This is a genomic window from Corynebacterium sp. (assembly GCF_052107835.1).
Lineage (GTDB): Bacteria > Actinomycetota > Actinomycetes > Mycobacteriales > Mycobacteriaceae > Corynebacterium.
In genome coordinates, this window is sequence record NZ_JBQEDF010000013.1 from 40,555 (window position 1) to 64,238 (window position 23,684).

The following is a 23,684-nucleotide window of genomic DNA, read 5'->3' on the forward strand; positions in this document are numbered from 1 at the left end:
GGACATGGATTCCGTGTACACCGTTGACCAGATCCGCAGAGCGGAGCAACCCCTCCTGGAGGCACAGGAGTTTCCGGATGAACTCATGCAGTCCGCCGCCGGACTCGTCGCGGACGCTGCCCGGGTCATGCTGCAGCGCCGGGCCCTGGTCACTGACGGGCGTATCCTCCTGGCCGTCGGCGGTGGCGGCAACGGTGGCGATGCCCTGTACGCCGGGGCCCGGCTCCTCGACGACGGGTGGGACGTGGACGCGGTCCTCCTCGGCAGCGACAGGACGACCGGTGACACCCGCGTCCACGACCGGGCGCTGGGGGCCTTCACGGGGGCTGGCGGCACAGTGGTGTCGCTCCAGGATGTGTGGCCCCGGCCCCCGAAGTACCGCCTGCTGATCGACGGTGTCCTCGGTACGGGCGGTGCCGGGGGAGTGGATGGGGACGCTGCGGTCCTGTTCACCTTCGCGGCCACGTGGTTCATCCCGGTACTGGCCATTGACGTCCCCTCCGGAATTGACGCGGACACCGGGGAGATCCCCGGGCTCGTCGACATCGACGACCCCGTCGACCCGGAGGCGGGGACGAAGCACCCGGAGGGTCTGCGGGTGCTCCACGCCGACCGGGTTCCCGGTCACGCCATCGCCGATGTGACCGTGACCTTCGGCGGACTGCGGAGGGCGCACGCGACAACCGCCTACTGCGGTCAGGTGGTTGTCGGGGACCCACGGCTCGGTGCGCACGGGGACGACGGGTCGATCGGCGTGCAGCTGGAGAGAGTCTGGTGGGCCGACCGGCAGGCCGGGGAGCACACCGACGTGCAGACGGCCGTGGCCGCAGTCCCCGAGTACCCGGAACCCCGGTCGGGCGGTGTCGACAGGGATGGGCCCTTCGACTTCTCCGGGACGGACCTGGAGCCTGTGAGCGCCGCGTGCTACGGCGGTCCCCACCAGCCCGGCCCCTACGACGACAAGTACACCGGTGGGGTGGTCGGGGTATGTGCCGGATCGTCCCGCTACCCCGGGGCAGCCGTACTGGCCACGACCGGTGCAGTGCGGACCACCAGTGCGATGGTCCGCTACGTCGGATCCGGCAGCGGGGACGTCCTGCGGGCCACGCCGGAGGTCGTGTGTTCACCGGCGGTGGCGGAGACGGGGCGGGTGCAGGCCTGGGTCATCGGCCCGGGACGGGGCACCGACGACGGGGCGGCGGACGAGCTGGCGGAGCTGCTGTCCCGGGCGGAACCGTTGCTGATTGACGCGGATGCGATCACGCTGTTGGCCGAACGCGCCGACCTCCGCCATGCCCTGGTCGCCCGGTCGGATGAGGGGATCGATGGCCCCACCACCCTGATCACACCCCATGACGGCGAGTTCCGGAGGCTGGCGGACGCGGTCAACACCGACTCCCCCGGCACCGTTCCTGACCCGGATACGGACAGGATCGGTGCGGCCGTGGCGATGGCTACGGCGTTGCACTGCGAGGTGCTGTTGAAGGGGCGCCACTCGATCATTGTCGAGCGACCCGTGCGGATCCGGGGGCGCCGGCAGCATGACGTCCACACCATTGACGCCGGAACATCCTGGGGTGCAACCCCGGGCTCCGGCGATGTTCTGGCGGGCATGGCGGGCGCGATGATGGCGCAGTCACAGGCCCAGCTGGGCCGTGCGGACCATGTGCTGCCTGAGGTTGTGGCACTGCACGGTAGAGCGGCCGAGGTCGCCGCACAGACCGGGGAGGGGTACGCGCCGACGTCCGCCTCCAGGATCGCCGAGGCGATTCCCCTGGCCTGGGCGCGGAGCAGTCGGCCGATCACCGACCGGCGCTACCGGCTGCCCCGTCCGCGCTAGTTCACGCACATGGGACCGTCGCCACCGGCGTCGATGCTCTCCTCGGTGGTGGAGGAATCCTCCGGCTCCATGGTACCGGGATTACCCACGACGTCACCGTCGCCGCCGGTGGCATCCTCTCCGGGAGTCCCCACGTCATCCCCGGAGCCTTCGCCGCCGTCACCGCCGCCGATGGACTCCAACGGCTCATCCACGCCGGACTCGGAGGTTCCCGGGCCGTTGAAGGTGTCGGACAGGGTGACGTTGATCTGGCCGGGCCCGAGGTTCGGGTCTTCGACCACCTCGAGTCCACCGAGCTGCTTGGCGATGCCTCGGGCGGCGGGGTCATCGGTGTCCGCCACGTTGACCTGGCTCTCGGAGATCCCTGTCTCGGCGGCGTTGCCGACCTCTCCCATGCCGTAGCCGGAGCCGGCGACGAGGTCACCGACGCGTGCGGCCAGGCCGGCGACTTCACTGGCGTTGTAGACCGAGACCACGGAGGACGCCGGGTCGTACTCGCCGATGTCCTCCCAGCTCTCCCCGTTGTCCTCGTCGGAGGAGTCCTCCTCGGAATCGTCCCGCTCGTCCTCCTCCGAGCCGAGGAGGTTGTCGAAGAAGTCGTGGACCTGTCCCTTGTCGATGGTGACCACCGACTCGCCGCTGTCGCTCGTGCCGTCGATGCTGGTGACCGGGATGGTCTGGAAGGTCACGTTGCCCCCGGTGAGGTTCTGCATCTGTGTGGCCAGGCCCATCACGTCCCAGCCGTCGTCGAGCACCACAGAGCGCTCCACCGCATCGCTGATGCGGCCCAGCGAACCCGGGTTGGTCAGGGTGGACGAACTCAGGACTTTATTGGAGAGGCTCGCCATGAAGACCTGCTGGCGGGTGATGCGGTCCAGGTCGTTGCGCGGGAGTTCGTGGCGTTGACGCACGAAGCTCAGGGCGTCCGGCCCGTCGAGTGTCTGTTGCCCGGCGGGGAACTTCGCACCGGACAACGGCTCGTCGACGGGGTTGTTCAGGCACACGTCCACACCGCCGATGGCGTCGGTGAGGTCCACGAACCCCTGGAGGCCCACCTCGGCGTAGTGGTCGACGGAGATACCGGTGACATCGGCGACGGTGCCGATCAGGGCCTCCCGGCCGGCCTGGGAGGTCTCCTTCTCGATCTCACGCTCATTGGGTTCCTCCCCGGCGGAGGCCGCCTCCTCGAAGCGTTCCTCGGTCTGCAGGTACTTGGTCGAACCGTAGACCTGGTTGATCTTCGTGTCGCCGAGGTCGTCGTTGTGGACGTAGGTGTCACGGGGGAGGGAGACCGCGGTGGCCGATGAGCCGTCGTTGGGCACACGGATCAGGATGATCGTGTCGGTACTGGTCGTCTCTTCCTCACCGGCGCGGAGTGTGTCGATCTCCTCCTGCGAGAGCGACTTGCCCTGGGCGTCGGTTCGCGAATCGATACCGACCAGCAGGATGTCCGTGGCACCGTCGGCCTGGTCGCCGAGGTCGAGGCCGCCGGCCTGGCCGATGTTGGAGTCGAGGTTGCCGAAGGCGCCGTAGGCGAAGCCGCCGCCAGCCAGCATGACGACCGCCAGGAGGGACAGCACGATCTTGACGGGGAGCGGACCGAGCTGCCGGTTCCTGGTGGTTGTGCCCCCGGAGGCGGCGCCAGTGCCCGCCACCTTGCGTGACGCGCGGGCAGCCTCGCGGTCGCGGGACCGCTCGCTTGGCCTGCTGTGGCGGCCCTGGCTCCCCTGACGTGCCTGCCCGGACCGGCGGGCCTCCTGGCCCTGCGGGTCCTGATGGCCGTGCCGGCCGTGGCGGCTGTGGGAGCCGCCCCGTGAGCCGCCCCCGGAGCTCCGGGGATTCCTGTCGGAATCGCTCATTCCTCACCTTTCGTGCCGCGTTCGGGAAGAAACCCTACTATCTCTGTCACTGTGTGCCGGGATCGTCGGTGGCATGGTGCGTACAATCACGGCGGAACGCGGCAAGATTACCCCGTCGAGCCCCCACAACGCACCTATTGGCAAGGAGATTCACCGTGAAAGCCACCGCAAGAATCATGGTGACCGGCGCTCACGGACAGGTGGGACGCGAACTCGTCGCCCTCGGGGCGGAGCCGCTGACCAGGGGTCAGCTCGACCTCTCGGCTCCGGAGGAGACCCTCGGCCCCGCCGCCGCGCGGTTGTTCTCCGGTGCAGACGTGGTGGTCAACTGCGCGGCGTGGACCGACGTCGACGGCGCGGAGGATGCCGCGAGCCGTCCGGTGGTCGAGGCGGTCAACGCGATTGCCCCGGGCGTCCTGGCACGGGAGGCGTCCCGCGCCGGGGCGTCCTTCATCCACGTCTCCACCGACTATGTGTTCTCCGGCACACCGGACACCCCGGGCTCCCCGTGGCGGACCCGTGATGCCGTGCGCCCGGCCAACGAGTACGGCCGGACCAAGCAGCTGGGGGAGCGGGCCGTCCTCGACACGGGAGGCGCCGTGGTCAGGACGTCCTGGGTGTGGTCCGGCCCGTCGGCACCGGGACGGGATTTCGTGTCGACGATGTCCGGTCTCGCCGACCGCGGTGTGGACCCGAAGGTCGTCGACGACCAGGTCGGGCGTCCCACCTATGCCGCCGACCTGGCGGCGGGCCTGTGGGGCCTGGCGCAGCAGGAGCGGGTCACGCCGGGGATCCTGCACTTCACCAACGGGGGAGAGCCGGTGAGCTGGTGCGGGCTTGCCCGGGAGATCTTCCGTCTCACCGGGCACGACCCGGCCCGCGTGGCGCCCTGCACCACGGCGGACTGGCCCACGCCCGCGGCCCGTCCCCCCTGGTCGGTCCTGGACCTCTCCACGTGGGAGGACGCCACGGGTGGTGTTCCCCCAGCGTGGCAGGACGGACTCCGCCGGGGCCTTGGGATAGGCTGAACCGCTGTGAATGCCCCCATCGCCGTCATCACCGTGACCTTCTCCCCGGGTGAGTACCTCACCCGGTTCCTCGACTCCGTGCCCGCCGCAACCCGGCAGGGCGCGGTCGTAGTGATGGCAGATAACGGATCGACGGACGGCGCGTCGGAGGCGGCGGCGTCCGACCGTGCGGGCGTGGAGCTGCTGCGTACCGGCGGCAACATCGGCTACGGGGCGGGGATGAACGCCGGGATCGAGTCCCTGCGGGCCCGCCGTGAGTCAGGGGAGGTCGACGGTGAGTTCCTGGTGATCTCCAACCCAGACGTGGTCTTCGACGACGGCGCCATCGACCGCATGGTGGAGGCCGCCCGGCGCCATCCGCGGGCGGGGGCGGTCGGCCCCCTGATCCGCGAGGTCGACGGCACGGCGTACCCCTCGGCCCGGTCCATCCCGACCCTCGGCGCCGGCATCGGCCACGCCCTGCTTGCCCCGGTGTGGAAGAACAACCCCTTCACCCGCCGCTACCTGGCTGACGCGGTGATGGACACCGAGCGGACGTCCGGCTGGTTGTCCGGGTCCTGTCAGCTGCTGCGCTGGGAGGCCTTCGACGCGGTCGGGGGGTTCGACGAGCGCTACTTCATGTACATGGAGGACGTTGACCTGGGCGACCGCCTGGGACGTGCCGGGTGGGAGAACATCTTCACCCCGTCGGCGCAGATCACCCACGCCAAGGGGCACTCGGCCGGCAGGCACCCGGAGATCACCCTGCCCGCCCACCATGACAGCGCGTACCGGTTCCAGGCGGACCGGCTCAGCGCCTGGTGGCAGGCACCCGTCCGGGGGGTCCTGTGGGCCGGCCTGAAGATCAGGGGGAAGGTCGCCGTAGTGCTGGCGCAGCGGGCACGGCGCGCCGGCGACGCGGACGCCGGGCACGCCGTCGGTGGTAGATGACAGCGGATGTCCGCGTGGTCCGATAACCTCCCAGGTGTGAACAGTGACGAACGAGACAACCCCTCACCGACCGATCCCGCCGACCTCGCCGCACAGACCGATGCCGTCATCCTCGTCGGAGGTAAAGGCACGCGTCTGCGGCCGTTGACCAACACGATCCCCAAGCCGATGCTCCCGGTCGCCGGCTACCCCTTCCTCCAGCATCTGCTGGCCCGCATCAGGGCCGCCGGGATGACCCATGTGGTGCTCGGCACCTCCTTCAAGGCCGAGGTGTTCGAGGAGCACTTCGGTGACGGCTCCGAACTCGGTCTGGAGATCGAGTACGTCGTCGAGGACTCCCCGCTGGGAACCGGTGGCGGCATCCGCAACGTGCTCTCCCGCCTGCGGCATGACCGGGCCATGATCTTCAACGGCGACATCCTGGGTGGCACCGACCTCAATGCGGTTCTGCAGACCCATGCCGACAACGACGCGGACGTGACCCTCCATCTGCTTCGCGTCGCTGACCCCCGGGCGTTCGGTTGCGTGCCCACCGATGCGGAGGGCCGCGTCGAGGCGTTCCTCGAGAAGGCCGAGGATCCGCCCACCGACCAGATCAACGCCGGCTGCTACGTGTTCCAGCGCGAGATCATCGAGTCCATCCCCGCCAACCGGGTGGTCTCTGTGGAGCGGGACGTGTTCCCGGAGGTCCTGGAGACCGGCCGCCGGATGTACGGGCACGTGGACCAGGCCTACTGGCGCGATCTGGGCAAGCCCGACGATTTCGTGCGCGGGTCCAGCGACCTGGTGCGTGGTATCGCACCGTCCCCGCTGCTGGCCGGACGCAACGGCGAGTCGCTGGTGGATGAGTCCGCCGCAGTCGCCGGGGGCGCGCTGCTGCTGGGCGGCACGGTCATCGGACGTGGTGCGGAGATCGGCGCGGGCGCCAGGGTCGACACCTCCGTCATCTTCGACGGCGTGCAGGTCGAGGCCGGCGCGACCGTGGAGCGCTGCGTGGTCGCCGCGGGCGCGAGGATCGGCGCGCGGGCCCACCTGATCGACACCGTGGTCGGCGAGGGCGCCGTGGTCGGTGCCAGGTGCGAGCTCCAGGGCGGGGCGCGGGTATGGCCCGGCGTCACCCTGCCGGACGGCGGGCTGCGGTACTCCAGCGACATCTGACGGGGCCACTGATGGGGGGCCCTGGAATTTTTTCACGGAGTTTGCCTATCTTGTGGCGCTCCCCGGTTCCTGCGCCGGTAGATGCCCATATATAGTGCTCTGTGTACGCTAACCTCCGCCATGTCGTGCCTGTCAGCCGCCTGTGAGTCTGCCGATGTGCCTCATATTTGTAACGGGTGTGACAGTTGTGACGGAAGTGACTGTACGGATCCGGCGAAAGGTTGACGCTGTGGAATTACCCGTGTGTAATCTCTCTTGTGTGAGGGGTAGCGATCGCCACCCCGGCAGGATGAGCCAAGACAGCGGAACCCAGTGAGGAGACAACGGTGGACAATCCGACGGACGCCTTTCGTGGTCCCTTCTCCGACGGCTCCGCAGCCATCGACGGTACGACGAACGACGGGGCGGCGGAACCGCAGGAGCTGCCGGACCTGCTCAGGGGAGACATCGAGGATTACACTCCCAGCGAGTTCTCCGATCTGACCGGGGACTTCGACCTCCTCTTCGACGCCATCGAGCAGGACTGGCAGGAACAGGCCCTGTGCGCGCAGACCGACCCGGAGGCCTTCTTCCCCGAGAAGGGTGGATCCACCCGCGAGGCCAAGCGGATCTGCCGTGCGTGCGGCGTCCGGGACGAATGCCTCGAGTACGCCCTCGAGCACGATGAGCGCTTCGGCATCTGGGGTGGACTCTCGGAGCGCGAGCGCCGCCGCCTGAAGAAGCGCCTCGGCTGAGTTCCCGCCACCCGGCGGCGGCTACGCTGGAACCATGTCACAGCAGCAGGACACCGGTACCCCGGCAGCCGCCCGCAGCGGACGCCCGCGCGACGAGCACATCGACGCCGCCATCATCGACGCCACCACCCGGATCCTCGAGGACGAGGGCTACGGTGCCGTCAGTGTGGAGCGGATCGCACGTTCTGCCGGGACGACCAGGCCCGCCGTCTACCGCCGTTACCGCGGCCGTGCCGCCCTGGCCCTGGCGGCGATCGCCGAACGTCTGGACGTCCCCGACCCGCCCGACACCGGATGCACGCTGTGCGACGTGGACGAGGGCTTCTCGGTGTTCATGCGCGCCTACCGGTCCATCCGGCCGGAGGACCTCAGTGCCCTCTACGCCGACTGCGCCGTTGACCCCGAACTGCGTCAGCAGTACCTCAACCTGATCGTCGGACCGGCGAGGAACGCCGTCGGGGAGACCCTCGACCGGGCCGCAGCCCGGGGCGACCTGCGGGAGGGGCTGGACCGGGACCTGCTGCTGGACATGGTGGGCTCGCTGGTGATGTACCGCACCATGTTCGGGGACGGCTCCGGGTCGGGGCACATTGGGGACGAGGAGTCCCAGGATGCGATCGACCTGCTGCTCCAGGGTGCCGCCAGGGACTACCCGGCCCTGCTGGCGCACGCGGAGGAGGTCGAGCACGCGAACCTCGTGCCCGGTGAGCAGCCGCACGCCCACCACCTCCGGGAATCCTGAGGTGATCCCCGGGTGGCGTCTGGGGCGTGTCTCCGGCTACTCCCAGCTGAAGCCGGGGTCCACGGTCTCCGGTGCCACGTTCAGGTACGTCGCCACCAGCTTGGCGATGACGAACCTCAGCCACTGCTCGATCTCCAGGCGGTCCCTCGACCGTTGCTCGACCGGGCGGCGGAACACGATCAGCCGGGGCCGGGTGGGCTCCCCGGTCTCATCCACCCCGGCGGGGACGAGTCGTCCCAGCGGTACCTGACCGTCGGCGGCGACCTCGTCCGACCAGTGGGCCGTCGCCGTGTCCAGCCGCATCCGGGGGACCAGGTCCACGGCGATGTCCAGTCCGTCCAGCCGGTCGGCGAAGCGTTCCAGCACCGGAGCGTAGGTGTCGAGGACGGCGGCGTCGAAGCGTTCGGCACGGGTGGCGTACCGGGGGAGTCTCGGCATGAGGATCCCCCGCAGCCCCAGTCCGCGGGTGTCCCGGGACAGGGCGTGGTGCGGACGCGGCGATCGGTCGTTCATTGACCTGACTCTAGTCGTGGTTCACCGGCTCCCCCCGCTACGACAGGCGCCCGGGGGCACGTCCGGCGGTCGCGGGCCGACCGGGACTAGAATGGTCGCCGTGACTGACTACCGACAGTGCTCCAGGCCCGGATGCGGGAACCATGCGATCGCCACCCTGCGCTACAACTACGCGGCACGCACGGCCACCATCACCCACCTGGAGCCCGGCGACGACCCGCACAGCTGGGATCTGTGCGAACGTCACCTGGCCCGCCAGACCGTTCCCGAGGGTTGGGGACTGGACCGCGAGGAGGGGCTGGTGGCTTCCCCACCGGTTCCGGTCGGGGGATTCGACGTGTCCGCACTGTCGGATGCGTCGGACGCAGACTTCACCGACGAGGAGATGCAGGCCCTCGCCGCAGCACTGGAGGGGGTCCCGGAGGATTCGTCCACCGGGGACCCCGACAGTGCAGAGCCCACCTCCGCGCACGCGCAGCCCGTGTCGCGGGTTGTGCGGCGCACGGACATCCCGCAGCCCACCGGTCATCACCCCTCACGGCGGAACCTGCCGGGACGAGCACCTCAGCGGCACCTGCGCGCTGTCGAGGAACGTTCCCGAACAACATGACTGATCCATTTCCTCTCCACCTACTCAAAGGAGTACCCGCATGACACAGCGAGACCGGGAGGCCATCGCCTCCGTCATCAAGGCATACGACGTCCGTGGCGTGGTCGGCGAAGGAATCGACGCCGATCTCGTCCGGGACACCGGGGCGGCCTTCGGCCTGCTGATGCGTGACGAGGGTGCCGGCACCGTGGTGATCGGCCACGACATGCGCGACAGCTCCCCGGGGCTGTCCGCGGCCTTCGCCGAGGGTGTGAACAGCCAGGGGCTGGACACCGTCTCGCTGGGGCTGACTTCCACCGATGAGCTCTACTTCGCCTCCGGGTCGCTGGACTGCCCGGGGGCGATGTTCACGGCCTCGCACAACCCCGCGAAGTACAACGGCATCAAGCTGTGCCGCGCCGGAGCCCGTCCGGTCGGCCAGAAGACCGGGCTCGGCGACATCTCCGACATGCTCGTCGACGGGGTGCCGTCCTACGACGGGGCGCCGGGGACCGGCGGCGAACGGGACGTCCTCGGCGACTACGCCGCCTTCCTGCACAACCTCGTGCCGCTGGACATCCGTCCGCTGACCGTCTCGGTGGACGCCGGCAACGGCATGGGCGGGCTGACCGTCCCCGCCGTGCTGGGGGAGGAGTCCGGTGTGCCCGTCACGGTGAAGCCGCTGTACTTCGAGCTGGACGGCAGCTTCCCCAACCACGAGGCGAACCCGCTGGCCCCCGAGAACATCGTGGACCTGCAGAAGTACACCGTGGAGCAGGGTGCGGACATCGGTGTCGCCTTCGACGGCGACGCCGACCGCTGCTTCATCGTCGATGAACTCGGTGACCCGGTGTCCCCGTCGGCGATCTGCGGCATCATCGCCGAGCGCTACCTCACCGAGAACCCGGGTGCGACGATCATCCACAACCTGATCACCTCCAAGGCCGTCCCCGAGATCGTGCGCGAGAAGGGCGGAACCCCGGTCCGGACCCGGGTGGGCCACTCCTTCATCAAGTCCCGGATGGCGGAGGAGAACGCGGTGTTCGGCGGCGAGCACTCAGCCCACTACTACTTCTCCGACTTCTTCAACGCAGACTCCGGGATGCTCGCCGCCCTGCACGTGCTGTCGACGCTGGGAAGCCAGGACAGGCCGCTGTCCGAGCTCAAGCAGGCCTACTCCCGCTACGAGGCCTCGGGCGAGATCAATTCCGAGGTCGCCGACCAGACCGGCCGCACGGCCGCGGTCGTGGACGCCTTCGCCGATGAGTCGACGTCCACCGACGAGCTTGACGGGGTCACTGTCGAGCTGTCGGACGGCTCGTGGTTCAACATCCGGGCGTCCAACACCGAACCCCTGCTGCGGCTCAACGTGGAGGGGACGACCAGCGAGCGGGTCTCCCAGATCGTGGACAAGGCGCTGGCCGTCATCCGGGCCTGAGAATCCTTGCCTGACATGCAGTTATTCCTTCACCGAATCTAATCTGGCACACCCTGCCAACCGTGCGCGATCAACGTATGGTGGGGTGCGGACCAGACCGCGGCGAAAGGACAGGCGTGAGCGTCAACCGGATCGAAGGCAGGATCCGAACCTACGCATGGGGCTCCAGGACGGCGCTTGCTGCCCTGACCGGGCGCCCCGTGCCGTCGGAGCACCCGGAGGCCGAGCTGTGGTTCGGTGCCCATCCCGGGGCGCCCAGCCCGCTCGAAGGGACGGGGGAGACCCTTCTGCAACGCATCGGGGAGGACCCGTCCGGCCAGCTCGGCACCGCCGCGGACGGAGGGCGTCTCCCATTCCTGCTGAAACTGCTCGCCGCGGACCAGGCGCTGAGCCTGCAGGCGCACCCCACCCTGGAACAGGCGAAGGCCGGCTACGCCCGCGAGGAGGCGGACGGCATTCCTGTTACGTCGCCGCAGCGCAACTACAAGGATGACAACCACAAGCCCGAGCTGCTCGTGGCCTTGACCAGGTTCGAGGCCCTGGCTGGTTTCCGTCCGGTCGGGGCGACCCGGGCGCTGCTGGCGGAGCTCGTGCGCCTCGCGGAACAGCATCCGCAGGGTGGTGGGGGTCTCGGCCGGCACGCTGAACTGCTCGACGACGATGACGGGACCGAGGGGCTGCGGGCACTGGTGACCACCTGGATATCCCTGCCGTCGACGGACCGGGAGGAACTGCTGTCCGTGGTGGTTCCGGCCTGCCGGTCGCTGACCACCTCGGCGGCATCGGGTCCGGATGCGTGGATGGGCGAGGCGGCCCAGGCCGCGGTGGACCTTGCGGACCAGTACCCGGGTGATGCCGGTGTGCTGGTCTCCCTGCTTCTCAACCATGTGGTGCTCTCCCCGGGCGAGGCCATCTTCCTGTCCGCCGGCAAGCTGCACGCGTACCTGAGGGGCACAGGGGTGGAGATCATGGCGAACTCCGACAATGTGCTGCGCGGTGGCCTGACCTCCAAGCACATCGACGTCCCCGAACTGATGCGGGTCGTGGACTTCGCCCCGTCGGAGAATCCGGTCCTGCACGCCGACGCGGACGGGAATTACGCGGTCCCTGTCCCGGAGTTCCGGCTGCGCGCGGTTCCCGGTGGAGGTTCGGTCGAGGTCGACGGCCCGGCGATCGTCCTGGTCACGGGTGGGGGCGGGGCAGTCAGTGACCCTGCGGGCGAGCATGTGGTGGCTCTTGCGTCGGGGCAGGCCGCCTGGGTGCCCGCCGATGCGGGCCGCACGGTCGCCACCGGCAGTGGGGACATGTTCATCGCCGCTGTCGGACGCTAGGAGCGTGGGTCTTCAACCTGTTCCTCGTGGCCGCCCGGACTGCAAGGGTGCTGCTCCACCGGAGAGGCACTGGCGTGAGGAGAGGTCCCCATCGGCAACTTCGCACCGCTTTGGCCATTTCTTCTTAGGCCGATGTGCTGAAACCGGTGCGTTGTTGCTGGTCTTCCGGTTGCAACTCCCGGACAGGAACCAAAGGCCCACGCTCCTGGGTCGGGGGCGGCCCGGTTCACGTCGGACCGCACCGACCGTGCGGTGGGTGCTTGAGATACAAGCACCTCCGGCGATTCCTCGGATGGCGGCGCAGCCTTCTGTCCTGTGCGCCCCACCACGCGGAAAGTGCCGGAGGTGCTGAAGTCCGTCCCGGGCACGCCGGGGATGGCGTCCTACTCGGGGGTCGGACCCGTGGTGTCGGTGATGATGGGGTCGAGCGGGTTCTGCTCCGGAGCGTCCGTGTCCGCCGGGTCCGCCGGATCGACGGGAGCGGAGGGCTCGTCCGGCTGGGACGGGTCGGCCGGTTCAGTGGGCTCTGACGGGTCAGCCGGGTCCGAGGGGACGCTGGGCTCCGACGGATCACTCGGGTCCGTGGGCTCCGTGGGCTCCGACGGGTCGGTCGGCTCCGCAGGCTCCGACGGGTCGAAGGAGTGGTCCGGTTCGGAGGGCTCCTGTGAATCCTCGCCGTCCTCGTCGTCAGGGAGGGTCGGCAGGTCGGGCAGGCTCGGCAGAATGTCGGTCAACGACGGGTACTCATCGGTGGAGCCGTCGGTGTCACCGTCGGCCGGCGGCGTGGCTCCGCCGGCATCGCCGGTGTCGCCGGTGCCGGCGTTTCCGTCAGTGTCACCGGGGTCGGCGAATCCGCCGGAGGTGTCCTCACCGGAATCCTCCGGGGCTGGGCCCGGGGTGATGAACTGGTCGCCGTTCCAGGCGTTCGGCGGCAGGTACTGGTCCTCCGTCAGGGGAGCGGGTTCCTGCCGTCCGGCGTCGGCCGGGCCATCGTCGGTCCAGTTGTCCGCGCCGTTGTCAACGTCACCCGACCGTTCCGGTGTGCCGGTGGGGCGTCCGGGCTGCGGGGTCGGCTCCTCGTCGGCCGCGAGCTCGGTGTCCGCCGTGGCCTCGCGGACCTGGCTGGACTGGCCGGAGTCGCTGCCCGTGGACGCGGTCTGCCACGTGACGACACCGACAATGGTGGCGACGGCGAGACCGGCGATGACGAAGGAACCGAGGACACGGTTGCTGCGGGCGGCGCGGGCGGCCTCGGCGCGCAGAAGTGATTCGTGGTGCGCCGTCGTGGCGGCCTCTTCGGAGGACGGTTGCTCGTCGGGATGCTCCGGCTTCACTTCGTAGTCCACTCCGTCCCTCCTTTCCTTCGGTGCCGTGGTGTGGCGGTGTGGCTGCAGCATCGGTGATGCTGGTGGTCTTGGTGATGAAAAGTCACGATATGATCACGATTCAACAGAACCTTATCATTGCAATCCATCGTGGGGGAAGCCCCGGATGTTACGTGTTTGCTGTGAAAGTAGGACTCTGCATGCACTTTTAGTGATCCGGGGCACGCCCGCACCGTCTCTGTGACGTCCCGGGGACTGACCGTGACGGCCTGTCGGAGCCCCTGTCGGCCGCAACAATTCCGTGACCTGGCGGGGTTCCGGTCGCGGCGGACGCCGCCGTCGACTCGGGTAAAGTACCAGGTCAGGGACATTGGTATGTGGGTAGAACTTCTGCTGACCTGTTGCGGTGCCGGGGACCGTACTAGTGTCATGGAAGATGAATGTAGGGACTTCTGAGAGAGGCAGAGAATGAGCACCTGGGATGACACCGTCTTCGCCGAGGAAAGCAACGCGGAATTCCTCGACGACTGTGATGACCTTGAGGGGGAGGACCTCGTCCAGGCGCTGACGGACGCATCCACCCTCGCACTGAACACCGAGGGGGCTGGCACGGGTTCGGGCAATCCGGACCTCGACAACGGCCTGTGCGCCGCCACCGTCGCGGCCATCTGGTCCGGGGCGCCCTTCACCGCGGCGACGACCGCCGACGAGCACCCGTTCATCCGCGAACGCATCGGCCAGTGCCCCGACACCCTCCAGGAGGCAGCCCTGCAACTGCTCGACCGGGAACTCGAGGAGGCCGGCGAGGACGCGCCCGACGGGCTCGAGACGTTCGTCGAGGCACTCAGCTAGGGGACCCGGCCGGAGAACACACCCGCATGTCGGCCGGGACAGGGACGGGGCGATAGGCTGTCAGGCAGCAGCATGAACCGACACAAGCGCACCTGACAGCTTTTCTGTTTCTTTAAGGAGCAACAACCCCATGGCAGACATCGCAGACCTGACCGTCGACTCCCAGGACAGTCTCCAGTACAAAGTCCGGGACCTGACGCTCGCCGAGGCGGGACGGCACCAGATCCGCCTCGCCGAGTACGAGATGCCGGGTCTGATGGAACTTCGCCGCGAGTACGCCGACGAGCAGCCCCTCGCCGGCGCCCGGATCGCCGGGTCGATCCACATGACCGTCCAGACCGCCGTCCTGATCGAGACCCTCACCGCGCTCGGTGCGGAGGTGCGGTGGGCGTCCTGCAACATCTTCTCCACGCAGGACGAGGCCGCGGCGTCCGTCGTCGTCGGGGCAGGGACGCCCGGCGCCCCGGCCGGCGCCTCCGTGTTCGCCTGGAAGGGCGAGTCCCTCGACGAGTACTGGTGGTGCCTGGAGCAGATCTTCGACTGGGGTGACGAGCAGCCGAACATGATCCTCGACGACGGTGGCGACGCCACCATGGCCGTCATCACCGGCAGCGAATTCGAGGGCAACGGCATCGTCCCGGAGCCCACCGCCGAGGACTCCGACGAATACCAGGCCTTCCTGGGCATGCTTGCGCGTGTGTTCGGCACGGACAGCACACGCTGGACCGAAGCCGCCGCGGCCATCAAGGGGGTCACCGAGGAGACCACCACCGGTGTTCACCGCCTCTACCACTTCGCCGAGCAGGGCACCTTGCCGTTCCCGGCCATGAACGTCAACGACGCCGTCACCAAGTCCAAGTTCGACAACCGTTACGGCACCCGCCACAGCCTGCTGGACGGCATCAACCGCGCCACCGACATGCTCGTCGGCGGCAAGTCCGTCCTGGTCGCCGGATACGGCGACGTGGGCAAGGGCGTCACCGAGGCCTTCAAGGGCCAGGGTGCCAGGGTGAAGGTCACGGAGGCCGACCCGATCAACGCCCTGCAGGCGATGATGGACGGCTTCTCCGTCGTGACCGTCGACGAGGCCATCGGTGAGGCGGACATCGTGATCACCTCCACCGGCAACCTCGGCATCGTCACCTTCGAGCAGATGCGCAAGATGAAGAACCACGCGCTGCTGGGCAACATCGGCCACTTCGACAACGAGATCGACATGGCCTCCCTGCTGCACCGCGGGGACGTCACCCGTACGACCATCAAGCCGCAGGTCGACGAGTTCACCTTCCCCCGCTCCGACGGCTCCGACGACCTGGTGAGCATTGTGGTGCTGTCCGAGGGGCGTCTGCTGAACCTGGGCAACGCCACCGGTCACCCCAGCTTCGTGATGTCCAACTCCTTCGCCGACCAGACGATCGCCCAGATCGAGCTGTTCACCAACGGTGACAAGTACGGCAATGAGGTCTACCGCCTGCCGAAGATCCTGGACGAGAAGGTCGCCCGGATCCACGTTGAGGCACTCGGCGGCACACTGACCACGCTCTCCAAGGAGCAGGCCGAGTACATCGGTGTGGACGTCGAAGGCCCCTTCAAGCCCGAGCACTACCGCTACTAGGGGGCGGCGAATCCATGATCATCGCGTTCGAGGGCATCGACGGTGCCGGCAAGAACACCTGCGTCAGCGCACTGCAGGAGGAACTGCTCTCCCGGGAGGTACCGGTCGCCAGGCTGGCGTTCCCCCGCTACGAGCAGTCCGTCCACGCGCAGCTGGCCTCGGCCGCGCTGCACGGTGAGATGGGTGACCTCGTCGATTCCGTGTACGGCATGGCGACGTTGTTCGCCCTGGACCGCGCGGAGGTCGCCGGGGAACTCGCGGAGTTCGACGCGGACGGGTACGTGGTCCTGCTGGACCGTTACGTGGCGTCCAATGCCGCGTACTCGGCCGCACGGCTGTCTGTTCCGGCACCGGGGAGCGATGTGGTGGCATGGGTCGATGACCTGGAGTTCACGCAGTTCGGTCTGCCGGTGCCCGAGATCCAGGTGCTGGTGGACCTCCCCGACGAAGTCGCCGCGGGCCGTGTCGCGGGACGTGCCGGCATCGACGCCACCCGTTCAGCCGACGCCTACGAGTCCGACGGTGGGCTGCAGGGGCGGACACTGGCCGCGTACCGCGGACTGGCTGACGCCGGATGGCGTTCACCCTGGTGGACGCTGGACAATTCGGGTACCGCCGAGGCGTTGGAGAAGGCGGTCGGCCACCTCGCCGACACCATCGCCGGCCGCGGCTGACCACGCACCCTCGTCGGCCACTCGACGCCCCGGTTGGGGCAGCCTTGTGACAGACTGTTACCCATGGCTGCGAAAGTTCTTGTCGTCGACGACGACCCCGCGATCTCCGAGATGCTGACCATCGTCCTGCAGGGCGAGGGCTTCGACACCGTGGTCGTCGGGGACGGCCCCCAGGCGGTCGACGCCGCACGCGTCGAGGAGCCCGACCTCATCCTGCTCGACCTCATGCTCCCCGGCATGGGTGGGGTGGACGTCTGCCGGGCGATCCGCGACTTCTCCACCGTTCCGATCGTGATGCTCACGGCGAAGACCGACACGGTGGACGTGGTGCTCGGGCTGGAGTCCGGGGCGGATGACTACGTCCCGAAGCCGTTCAAGCCGAAGGAACTCGTCGCCCGGGTGCGTGCCCGACTGCGCCGCGCCCCGGAGGACGCCCCGGAGTCGGTGAGCATCGCAGACCTCACCATCGACTTCGGCGGGCACCAGGTGACCCGCAGCGGCGAGCCGATCTCGCTGACCCCGATCGAGTTCGAACTGCTCGCCACACTGGCCTCCCGGCCACGCCAGGTGTTCTCGCGCGAGGAACTCCTGGAGCGGGTGTGGGGCTACCGGAAGTCAGGGGACACCCGTCTGGTGAACGTGCATATCCAGCGCCTGCGTTCGAAGGTGGAGCAGGACCCGGACAACCCGACGATCATCCAGACTGTCCGGGGAATCGGCTACAAGACCGGGGAGTAGGACGGTTCGGCAACCCATGGTCGGAGACGAGAGCGGCGACAGCAGCAGCACGGACGAGGGCACCCGGCATGACCGACGGTGGCCCGGTCGTTCCGTCCTGCCCTTTTCGCGTGACTGGAACGGGGAGGGGGGCCGGCTGCGGCACCGCAACAACCGCCCCGGAGGAGTCGGGGACACCGGGGCAGGGGAGAGCACCGGGACCACCGACGACCCGCGCAAGGCACCGCGCGGCGAGATCGGTGAAATGGGCTTCGTCGATGGCCTGAAGATCTTCCTGCGCCGGCCCGCGAGTTTCGCGGCGAAGCTCCTGGAGAAGCTCAGCCAACGGTGGCGCACCTCCATCCAGGTCCGGGTCATCGGAAGCGTGTTCGCCTCGTCCCTCCTGGTCATCCTGGCACTCGGGTTCGTGCTGACGAGCTTCGTGGGCCAGCAGCTGCTCGATGCCAAGCACAATGCGGCCACCGAGGAGATCGACCGGGCACGCAGCATCGTCGAGGAGCAGATCCGGACCACGGACTCCTCCACGTCGCCGGAGTTGCGGATCAACAACGCGCGGGCCGCCCTCAGTGAACGTACGACGGATTCTGAACCGGGGTCGAGCAGCACCGTCTACGAACCGGTGATCTTCGCGTCCGACGCAACCGGCCGGGACATCGCCAGCCCGGAGGACAACCAGATCCCCGAGTCGCTGCGTGACTTCATCCAGCAGGGCCAGGTGTCGTTCCAGTACACCACCGTCGACCGGTCAGACGGGTCCTACAAGGCACTGGTCATCGGTTCGCCCGTCGAATCCGACATCCAGGGCCTCGAACTGTACCTGGTGATGCCGCTGGACAATGAGGAGACAACCCTCGGCCTGATGAGGGGTCTGCTGCTGGCCGGTGCGGTTGTCCTCTTGGTGCTGCTCGTGGTGATCGCCTGGGTCTTCTCCCAGCAGCTCACCGTGCCGGTGCGCACCGCGTCGCGCATCGCCGAGCGGTTCGCCGCCGGGCACATGCGTGAACGCATGGCCGTCGACGGGCAGGACGAGGTCGCCAGGCTCGCCATCAGCTTCAACGAGATGGCGGAGAAACTCTCGTACCAGATCCGCCAGCTGGAGGAGTTCGGTTCGCTGCAGCAGCAGTTCACCTCGGACGTCTCCCACGAGTTGCGGACCCCGTTGACCACGGTGCGGATGGCCGCGGACCTGATCCACGCGAACCTGGAGGACCTCGACCCGGTCACACGGCGTGCCTCCGAGCTGATGAACGCCGAACTCGACCGTTTCGAGATGCTGCTCGGTGACCTGCTCGAGATCTCCCGCCACGATGCGGGTGTCGCGAACCTGTCCCGCGAACTGATCGACGTCCGCGGCGTGGTCAAGTCCACGCTGGAGCAGTTGCGGGCCCTGGCCGAGGAGGTCGGCTGTGAGATTCAGCTGGACCTGCCCGGCGAGCCCGTGATGGAGGAGGTCGATTCCCGCCGTGTCGAACGTATTCTGCGCAACCTTTTGGCCAACGCCGTGGACCACAGTGAGGGGTATCCGGTGCGGGTCACGATGCGCCGGGGTAAGGAGTCCCTGGCGGTGACCGTCGTGGACCACGGTATGGGTCTGAAGGAGGGGGAGGCCGACCTGGTGTTCAACCGGTTCTGGCGTTCCGATCCCTCGCGTGAGCGCCGGACCGGCGGTACGGGCCTGGGCCTGGCCATCGCGAAGGAGGACGCCCAGTTGCACGGTGGACGTCTGGAGGCGACGGGCGAGCCCGGCGTGGGCGCCTGTTTCCGGCTGACTCTGCCGCGCGTGCCGGGTCAGGTGGTCACCACGTCGCCGCTGCCGTTGGAGATCGACGCGGACGCCGGCGGTGTGATCGATGCGGAGGACACGGAGGACACGGGGGATACCGGTGCCGAGGCTGCCGAGGCTGCCGACGGTGCCGATCATGGGGTCCCGGACGATGCTGGCCCCACGGACGGCCAGTCGACGGCGTCCCCGGAGGACACGGAGGGTGCGAGCACCGTGTACCTGTCCGAGGAGGCGGACGCCGGCGATTCCACATCGGGGGTCGAGGCCACGGCCGACGACGGCGCCGACGGCTACAACGATGACTCCGACGGTGCCGACGATGACTCCGACGCCAGCGGCACCGACGGCCCGGACGAGGTCGTGGACCGTCTCGACTCCGTCGACATCACCGCCGGGTCGATGGAGAATCTGGCTGTCGACCTCAGCGCCTTCGAGGGGTTGACCGAGGAGGAACTCCGCACGGCACTCCAGGAGGCGGAGGACATGGACTTCGCGTCCTCCGGCGGCGACATGGAGGACGGTGCGGCCGAGGATGATGCAGCCAACGACGATGCAACCAACGACGATGACGATGAGGAGGGTGACGATGTGGACAGGTAAACGAAGGCTGACGGTCGCGGCGGCCGTCGTCGTCCCGACGCTCGTGGCCGGGCTGACCGCGTGCACCACCCTCCCGGGTGAATCGACCCCGGAGGTCGTTTCCGGGTACGCGTCCGAGCCGGAGGCCGGGGACGTGCCGAGTCCGACGGACGGGCAGGCACCGGACCTGATGCTCCGTGACTTCTACCTCGCGTCCACGCATCCGGGAAACAACCGTCAGTCGGCCAAGGACTTCCTCACCGGCTCCGCGGAGGACGGCTGGGACGACAGCCAGACCACCATGATCCTGGACCGACTCGACCTGAACGCCACCGGACGGATCGAGGACGACAGCATCACTTACGTGGTCCGCGGCACCATCGTGGGACGTCTCGGCACCGGCGGCGTCTACCAGCCGGAGAACACCCCGTACGAGGAGGAGGTCGAGCTGAGCCGCGGCGAGAACGGTTGGCGGATCACCGATCTCCCCGACGGAGTCGTCCTGGACCGCAGTGACTTCGCCGCCACCTACGTGGCCCGGGACATATACTTCCTCGACCCCACGAAGCGTTTCCTGGTCCCGGACCGTCGCTGGGTCTACGACCGCCAGGACAACCCCGGGTTCTCCCTGGTCTCGCTGCTCAGCGGCGGCCCCCGGGCGAACCTGGAGGCGGGCGTGACAACGTCGGTGCCGGAGATCAACGGGGTTCAGACCTCGGTGGACGAGGACGGGACCTTCAACGTGGAGATGACCGGGGTCGCCGACCAGTCGCAGGTCGACCGCGAGGCGCTCGCCGCCCAACTCGTGTGGACGCTGGCCGGGAGTGATGTCCGGGGGCCCTACCGGATCGTCGCTGACGGCACGTCGATCACCGACGAGGGGCGTGAGGAGTGGAACCTGCGGGACGTCGAGGACTTCAACCCGGAGGTCGTCAGCAATGAGCCTCTGCAGGCCCTGCGTGACGGCGCGCTGGTCGAGGTCCGGGACGACACCGCGGAAACCCTGCCGGGCTGGACGTCCTCGGGCGAGCTCGAGTCCGCCGGGGTCGCAGGCTCCGACGGGCGCGTCGCGGCGGTGTCCGGGCGGGGCGATGAACGCCGCACCCTGTCCGTCGGTGACCCCGAGGCGGACCCGGTGACGCTCACCTCGGCGCGGTCACTGTCGCGCCCGTCGTGGAGCGGGGACGGACAGAGCGTCTACGCGGTCGCCGACGGACGTGAACTTCTGCGTTACGAGCGCAGTGGGACCGGCATCCAGATGGACGAGTCCACGGTGGGCACCGGCCGTCTCGGCGAGCTCGACATCCGGGATCCCCGGATCAGTGTGTTCACCGTCTCGCGGGACGGCACGCGGGCGGCGATGCTGATCAACGGACGGCTGTTCGTCAGTGCGCTCAACCGTGACGGCGACTCCGGCGACGTCGAGCTCGGCACCCCCATGGAGATCGGGCAGCGCGTGGGTGACACGGCCCTTGCGGTGGACTGGCGTGACGACGGGTCACTGCTGGTCGGTACGCGCGCCAACGATGCCCCGGTGTGGACGGTTGCCGCGGACGGTTCGGAGGCCACCCCGCTGTCCACCCGCAACATCACGGCACGGGTCGTGGCGGTGGCGTCGCGCGGGTCGGTCCAGTACATCCTGGATGACCGTGCCCTGATGCAGCTCGACGTGGATGACGCGGAGACGCGCTTCTGGCGCGAAGTCCCCGCACTGCAGGGTGCCCGTGCCGTCCCGATCCTGGGCCGGTAGGTCACGGGGGACGACGGTGAGAGGGGGACAGCGGGGACGCCGGGGGGACTGGTCCGAGCTCACCGGACTGGTGTGGCGCGCGGATTGCCTGTGCTGCGGGGTCACCGACCCCGGCGGTGGTCCTGCCGGAGGGGAGGACGGGCCACCCCTGTGCCGTGGCTGCATCCGGCAGCTCCGCGGTGTTCCCAGCAGGGTGCCGGTGACAGGTGGCCCGCCGGTGTTCACCGCCGGGCCCTACGGCGGGGCGCACCGGGGCCTGGTGCTCGCAGCCAAGGAGCACCTGCGGCCCGGGGCGGTGGAGGCGATGGGTGCCGTGCTCGCCGGGGTGGTACGGCAGTTGGTGGCGCAGGGGGTGCTTCCGGATCCCCGGCTGGCCCCGCTGGTGCTGCTGCCTGCCCCGACCACGCTGACCGCCGCCCGGAACCGGGGCGGATGCGTCGTCGAGCGTGCCGCGGGTGTTGCTGCGGCGCAGTGGGGTACCGATGGTGGGGTGTCCGTCGTCGCGGCCGCACATCTGGCGGGGACCGCCACCGACTCGGTGGGGCTGGACCGCGCGGAACGTCGGGCGAACATCGCCGCCAACCTGCGCATCGACCCGGCGACGTTGCGACCGGCCCTGCGTGCGTTGCGCACCCCCGGGGCCGCCGCCTGCATCGTGGACGACGTGACGACGACCGGGGCGACACTGTCGAGGTATGCCCTGGGTCTGGCCTCGCACGGGGTGCGGGCGTCCGCCGCCGCGGTGGTCGCCCGGGCCTAGGGGTGAGGCAGTCTCCCCTGCGCCCACCGCGGCGGCGGACTGGTGCGTATCATCAGGAGTGAAAGGTGTCGCCGGGAAGAAACCCGGTGGGCAATCCCGCTCACCGGATACCGGCGCCGTGGAGACCGGGAGGATGAGTATGACCGTCCAGAACCAGCAGGACACCACCGCAGAAGGTGCCGCTCCGGAGGCCCAGGTGGAGATCACCGGCCGTAACGTGGAGGTGCCCGAGCATTTCTCGGAGCGGGTGAACGCCAAGCTCGCCAAGGTCGAGCGCCTGGATCCCACCCTCAGCTACTTCCATGTGGAGCTTCAGCACGAGCGCAACCCGCGCCGCGCCGATGAGTCCGACCGTATCCAGATCACCGCCACCGGCAAGGGCCACATCGCCCGTGCCGAGGCCAAGGAGGACTCCTTCTACGCGGCACTGGAGGCCGCCATCGCGAAGATGGAGCGCTCCCTGCGGAAGGTCAAGGCCCGCCGGAAGATCTCCCGTTCCGGGCACCGCGCTCCGGTGTCCATCGGGGAGGCCACCGCCGAGCTCGTCCAGGAGGCCGAGCAGGAGCAGACCGAGCGGCCGGGTCCGTTCGACGTGGACCCCTACGCCGAGCAGTTCCAGCCCGGGCAGATCGTCCGTGAGAAGGAGCACCCGTCGACCCCGATCAGTGTCGACGACGCCCTCAGCGAGATGGAGCTGGTCGGTCACGACTTCTACCTTTTCGTCAACGAGGCCACCGGTCGCCCGTCCGTGGTGTACCGCCGCCGCGCCTACGATTACGGTCTGATCGCACTGACCGACGACGCCGTCGCCGACGAGTAGCAGCCGGACCCCGGGTGCGCGTCGCCGCGCCGACGGACGGAAGTTCCAGCACTTCCGCGGTCGCACGGACTGCGTCATCCCAGGTCGCCAGAAGTTCTACCACCGAGAAGTGGTGGAACTTCTGGCGTTCGTGGTTGCGGGCACGCGACGGACAGCATATTCCCAGCATGTTGGCACCACGGTAATTGTGTGCAAGGCGCGCGCACGGAGGTAGACTGAACGACTGATCTTGAATGATCTTCCAATCAAGAACCCAAGGGTAAGGGACGAGCTGCACGTGCTAGGACTTTCGAAGATTCTCCGTCTCGGTGAGGGACGCACAGTCAAGCGACTCTCCGCGGTCGCGGACCAGGTCATCGCGAAAGAGGACGAGTACGCCGCCCTCTCCGATGAGGAGCTGCAGGCCAAGACCGGTGAGTTCCGGGAGCGGCTCGAGAAGGGCGAGAAACTCGACGACATCCTCCTGGAGGCTTTCGCCACGGCCCGTGAAGCCTCGTGGAGGGTGCTGGGCCAGAAGCACTTCAAGGTCCAGGTCATGGGTGGCGCCGCACTGCACTGGGGCTATGTCTCGGAGATGAAGACCGGTGAGGGCAAGACCCTGACCTGTGTCCTCCCCGCCTACCTCA

General features: G+C 68.7%; 20 protein-coding genes and 1 pseudogene. 18 read left to right on the forward strand and 3 right to left on the reverse strand.

The annotated features are described in order from the left end of the window. Window positions 1–4 precede the first annotated feature (4 nt). Window positions 5–1,840, forward strand: coding sequence for a bifunctional ADP-dependent NAD(P)H-hydrate dehydratase/NAD(P)H-hydrate epimerase (locus ACTIL2_RS05315; RefSeq protein ID WP_442336420.1), 1,836 nt, complete (start codon window positions 5–7; stop codon window positions 1,838–1,840). Here the strand turns inward: ACTIL2_RS05315 and ACTIL2_RS05320 are convergent. After that, on the reverse strand, window positions 1,837–3,699 hold the full coding sequence (locus ACTIL2_RS05320; RefSeq protein ID WP_442336421.1) for an LCP family protein: 1,863 nt from the start codon (window positions 3,697–3,699) through the stop codon (window positions 1,837–1,839). The two genes, ACTIL2_RS05315 and ACTIL2_RS05320, sit on opposite strands and share 4 nt — an antisense overlap. A 155-nt stretch (window positions 3,700–3,854) precedes the next feature. On the opposite strand from ACTIL2_RS05320, the gene rfbD reads away from it, so the two are divergent. The 5 genes from rfbD (at window position 3,855) to ACTIL2_RS05345 (ending at window position 8,291) form a co-directional block, all read left to right on the forward strand. Beyond that, window positions 3,855–4,727 (forward strand): dTDP-4-dehydrorhamnose reductase, encoded by an 873-nt coding sequence (rfbD, locus tag ACTIL2_RS05325; RefSeq protein WP_442336422.1) that lies wholly within the window; start codon window positions 3,855–3,857, stop codon window positions 4,725–4,727. 6 nt (window positions 4,728–4,733) lie between these two features. Beyond that, a complete protein-coding gene (locus ACTIL2_RS05330) occupies window positions 4,734–5,657 on the forward strand; it encodes a glycosyltransferase family 2 protein (RefSeq protein ID WP_442336423.1) in 924 nt (307 codons plus the stop codon). Between the two features lie 36 nt (window positions 5,658–5,693). Further along, window positions 5,694–6,815 (forward strand): sugar phosphate nucleotidyltransferase, encoded by a 1,122-nt coding sequence (locus ACTIL2_RS05335; RefSeq protein ID WP_442336424.1) that lies wholly within the window; start codon window positions 5,694–5,696, stop codon window positions 6,813–6,815. Between the two features lie 479 nt (window positions 6,816–7,294). Next, window positions 7,295–7,549: a WhiB family transcriptional regulator gene (locus ACTIL2_RS05340; protein ID WP_442336442.1), complete on the forward strand. Its 255-nt coding sequence runs from the start codon at window positions 7,295–7,297 to the stop codon at window positions 7,547–7,549. Between the two features lie 34 nt (window positions 7,550–7,583). Then, the gene (locus tag ACTIL2_RS05345; protein WP_442336425.1) at window positions 7,584–8,291 is read left to right on the forward strand and encodes a TetR/AcrR family transcriptional regulator; all 708 of its coding nucleotides are present in this window, start codon (window positions 7,584–7,586) and stop codon (window positions 8,289–8,291) included. A gap of 36 nt (window positions 8,292–8,327) precedes the next feature. On the opposite strand, the gene ACTIL2_RS05350 is transcribed toward ACTIL2_RS05345, so the two are convergent. Then, window positions 8,328–8,804 carry a metallopeptidase family protein gene (locus tag ACTIL2_RS05350; RefSeq protein ID WP_442336426.1) on the reverse strand — a complete coding sequence of 159 codons (477 nt, stop codon included), beginning with the start codon at window positions 8,802–8,804 and terminating at the stop codon, window positions 8,328–8,330. A gap of 91 nt (window positions 8,805–8,895) precedes the next feature. Between ACTIL2_RS05350 and ACTIL2_RS05355 the strand changes: the two genes are divergently transcribed. From ACTIL2_RS05355 to manA, 3 genes are all read left to right on the forward strand, one after another. Beyond that, the gene (locus ACTIL2_RS05355) at window positions 8,896–9,414 is read left to right on the forward strand and encodes a DUF3499 family protein (protein ID WP_442336427.1); all 519 of its coding nucleotides are present in this window, start codon (window positions 8,896–8,898) and stop codon (window positions 9,412–9,414) included. A 40-nt stretch (window positions 9,415–9,454) separates the two neighbouring features. Next, the gene (locus tag ACTIL2_RS05360) at window positions 9,455–10,831 is read left to right on the forward strand and encodes a phosphomannomutase/phosphoglucomutase (protein ID WP_442336428.1); all 1,377 of its coding nucleotides are present in this window, start codon (window positions 9,455–9,457) and stop codon (window positions 10,829–10,831) included. Window positions 10,832–10,908: 77 nt separating this feature from the next. Further along, on the forward strand, window positions 10,909–12,162 hold the full coding sequence (gene manA, locus ACTIL2_RS05365; protein WP_442336443.1) for a mannose-6-phosphate isomerase, class I: 1,254 nt from the start codon (window positions 10,909–10,911) through the stop codon (window positions 12,160–12,162). 383 nt (window positions 12,163–12,545) lie between these two features. Here manA and ACTIL2_RS05370 read toward each other — a convergent pair whose 3' ends face one another. Then, on the reverse strand, window positions 12,546–13,508 hold the full coding sequence (locus tag ACTIL2_RS05370; RefSeq protein WP_442336429.1) for a hypothetical protein: 963 nt from the start codon (window positions 13,506–13,508) through the stop codon (window positions 12,546–12,548). A gap of 447 nt (window positions 13,509–13,955) precedes the next feature. Between ACTIL2_RS05370 and ACTIL2_RS05375 the strand changes: the two genes are divergently transcribed. The 9 genes and pseudogenes from ACTIL2_RS05375 to ACTIL2_RS05415 all read left to right on the forward strand — a co-directional run. Beyond that, on the forward strand, window positions 13,956–14,339 hold the full coding sequence (locus ACTIL2_RS05375; RefSeq protein WP_442336430.1) for a DUF4259 domain-containing protein: 384 nt from the start codon (window positions 13,956–13,958) through the stop codon (window positions 14,337–14,339). A gap of 130 nt (window positions 14,340–14,469) precedes the next feature. Further along, window positions 14,470–15,954, forward strand: a complete 1,485-nt coding sequence (gene ahcY, locus ACTIL2_RS05380; RefSeq protein WP_442336431.1) for an adenosylhomocysteinase — start codon at window positions 14,470–14,472, stop codon at window positions 15,952–15,954. Window positions 15,955–15,968: 14 nt separating this feature from the next. Beyond that, window positions 15,969–16,628 carry a dTMP kinase gene (locus ACTIL2_RS05385; RefSeq protein ID WP_442336432.1) on the forward strand — a complete coding sequence of 220 codons (660 nt, stop codon included), beginning with the start codon at window positions 15,969–15,971 and terminating at the stop codon, window positions 16,626–16,628. A gap of 63 nt (window positions 16,629–16,691) precedes the next feature. Further along, complete coding sequence (gene mtrA, locus ACTIL2_RS05390; RefSeq protein WP_442336433.1) at window positions 16,692–17,366, forward strand: MtrAB system response regulator MtrA; 675 nt, start codon at window positions 16,692–16,694, stop codon at window positions 17,364–17,366. Between the two features lie 16 nt (window positions 17,367–17,382). After that, window positions 17,383–19,749, forward strand: a complete 2,367-nt coding sequence (gene mtrB / locus ACTIL2_RS05395) for an MtrAB system histidine kinase MtrB (RefSeq protein ID WP_442336434.1) — start codon at window positions 17,383–17,385, stop codon at window positions 19,747–19,749. Next, window positions 19,736–21,478, forward strand: coding sequence for an LpqB family beta-propeller domain-containing protein (locus ACTIL2_RS05400; RefSeq protein WP_442336435.1), 1,743 nt, complete (start codon window positions 19,736–19,738; stop codon window positions 21,476–21,478). Before mtrB ends, ACTIL2_RS05400 begins: the two co-directional genes overlap by 14 nt. A 16-nt stretch (window positions 21,479–21,494) precedes the next feature. Beyond that, complete coding sequence (locus ACTIL2_RS05405; RefSeq protein ID WP_442336436.1) at window positions 21,495–22,238, forward strand: ComF family protein; 744 nt, start codon at window positions 21,495–21,497, stop codon at window positions 22,236–22,238. Between the two features lie 139 nt (window positions 22,239–22,377). Then, window positions 22,378–23,058: a ribosome hibernation-promoting factor, HPF/YfiA family gene (hpf, locus tag ACTIL2_RS05410; RefSeq protein ID WP_442336437.1), complete on the forward strand. Its 681-nt coding sequence runs from the start codon at window positions 22,378–22,380 to the stop codon at window positions 23,056–23,058. Window positions 23,059–23,335: 277 nt separating this feature from the next. Next, window positions 23,336–23,684: pseudogene (locus ACTIL2_RS05415) on the forward strand (preprotein translocase subunit SecA); the annotation flags it as partial.

Bases quoted from the DNA above. Each gene is read 5' to 3' on its own strand.
- ACTIL2_RS05315 (WP_442336420.1), top strand. From the start codon at position 5: ATGGATTCCGTGTACACCGTTGACCAGATCCGCAGAGCGGAGCAACCC.
- ACTIL2_RS05320 (WP_442336421.1), bottom strand. From the start codon at position 3,699: ATGAGCGATTCCGACAGGAATCCCCGGAGCTCCGGGGGCGGCTCACGG.
- ACTIL2_RS05345 (WP_442336425.1), top strand. From the start codon at position 7,584: ATGTCACAGCAGCAGGACACCGGTACCCCGGCAGCCGCCCGCAGCGGA.
- ACTIL2_RS05350 (WP_442336426.1), bottom strand. From the start codon at position 8,804: ATGAACGACCGATCGCCGCGTCCGCACCACGCCCTGTCCCGGGACACC.
- ACTIL2_RS05355 (WP_442336427.1), top strand. From the start codon at position 8,896: ATGGTCGCCGTGACTGACTACCGACAGTGCTCCAGGCCCGGATGCGGG.
- ACTIL2_RS05360 (WP_442336428.1), top strand. From the start codon at position 9,455: ATGACACAGCGAGACCGGGAGGCCATCGCCTCCGTCATCAAGGCATAC.
- manA (WP_442336443.1), top strand. From the start codon at position 10,909: ATGGTGGGGTGCGGACCAGACCGCGGCGAAAGGACAGGCGTGAGCGTC.
- ACTIL2_RS05375 (WP_442336430.1), top strand. From the start codon at position 13,956: ATGAGCACCTGGGATGACACCGTCTTCGCCGAGGAAAGCAACGCGGAA.
- ahcY (WP_442336431.1), top strand. From the start codon at position 14,470: ATGGCAGACATCGCAGACCTGACCGTCGACTCCCAGGACAGTCTCCAG.
- ACTIL2_RS05385 (WP_442336432.1), top strand. From the start codon at position 15,969: ATGATCATCGCGTTCGAGGGCATCGACGGTGCCGGCAAGAACACCTGC.
- mtrA (WP_442336433.1), top strand. From the start codon at position 16,692: ATGGCTGCGAAAGTTCTTGTCGTCGACGACGACCCCGCGATCTCCGAG.
- mtrB (WP_442336434.1), top strand. From the start codon at position 17,383: ATGGTCGGAGACGAGAGCGGCGACAGCAGCAGCACGGACGAGGGCACC.
- ACTIL2_RS05400 (WP_442336435.1), top strand. From the start codon at position 19,736: ATGTGGACAGGTAAACGAAGGCTGACGGTCGCGGCGGCCGTCGTCGTC.
- hpf (WP_442336437.1), top strand. From the start codon at position 22,378: ATGACCGTCCAGAACCAGCAGGACACCACCGCAGAAGGTGCCGCTCCG.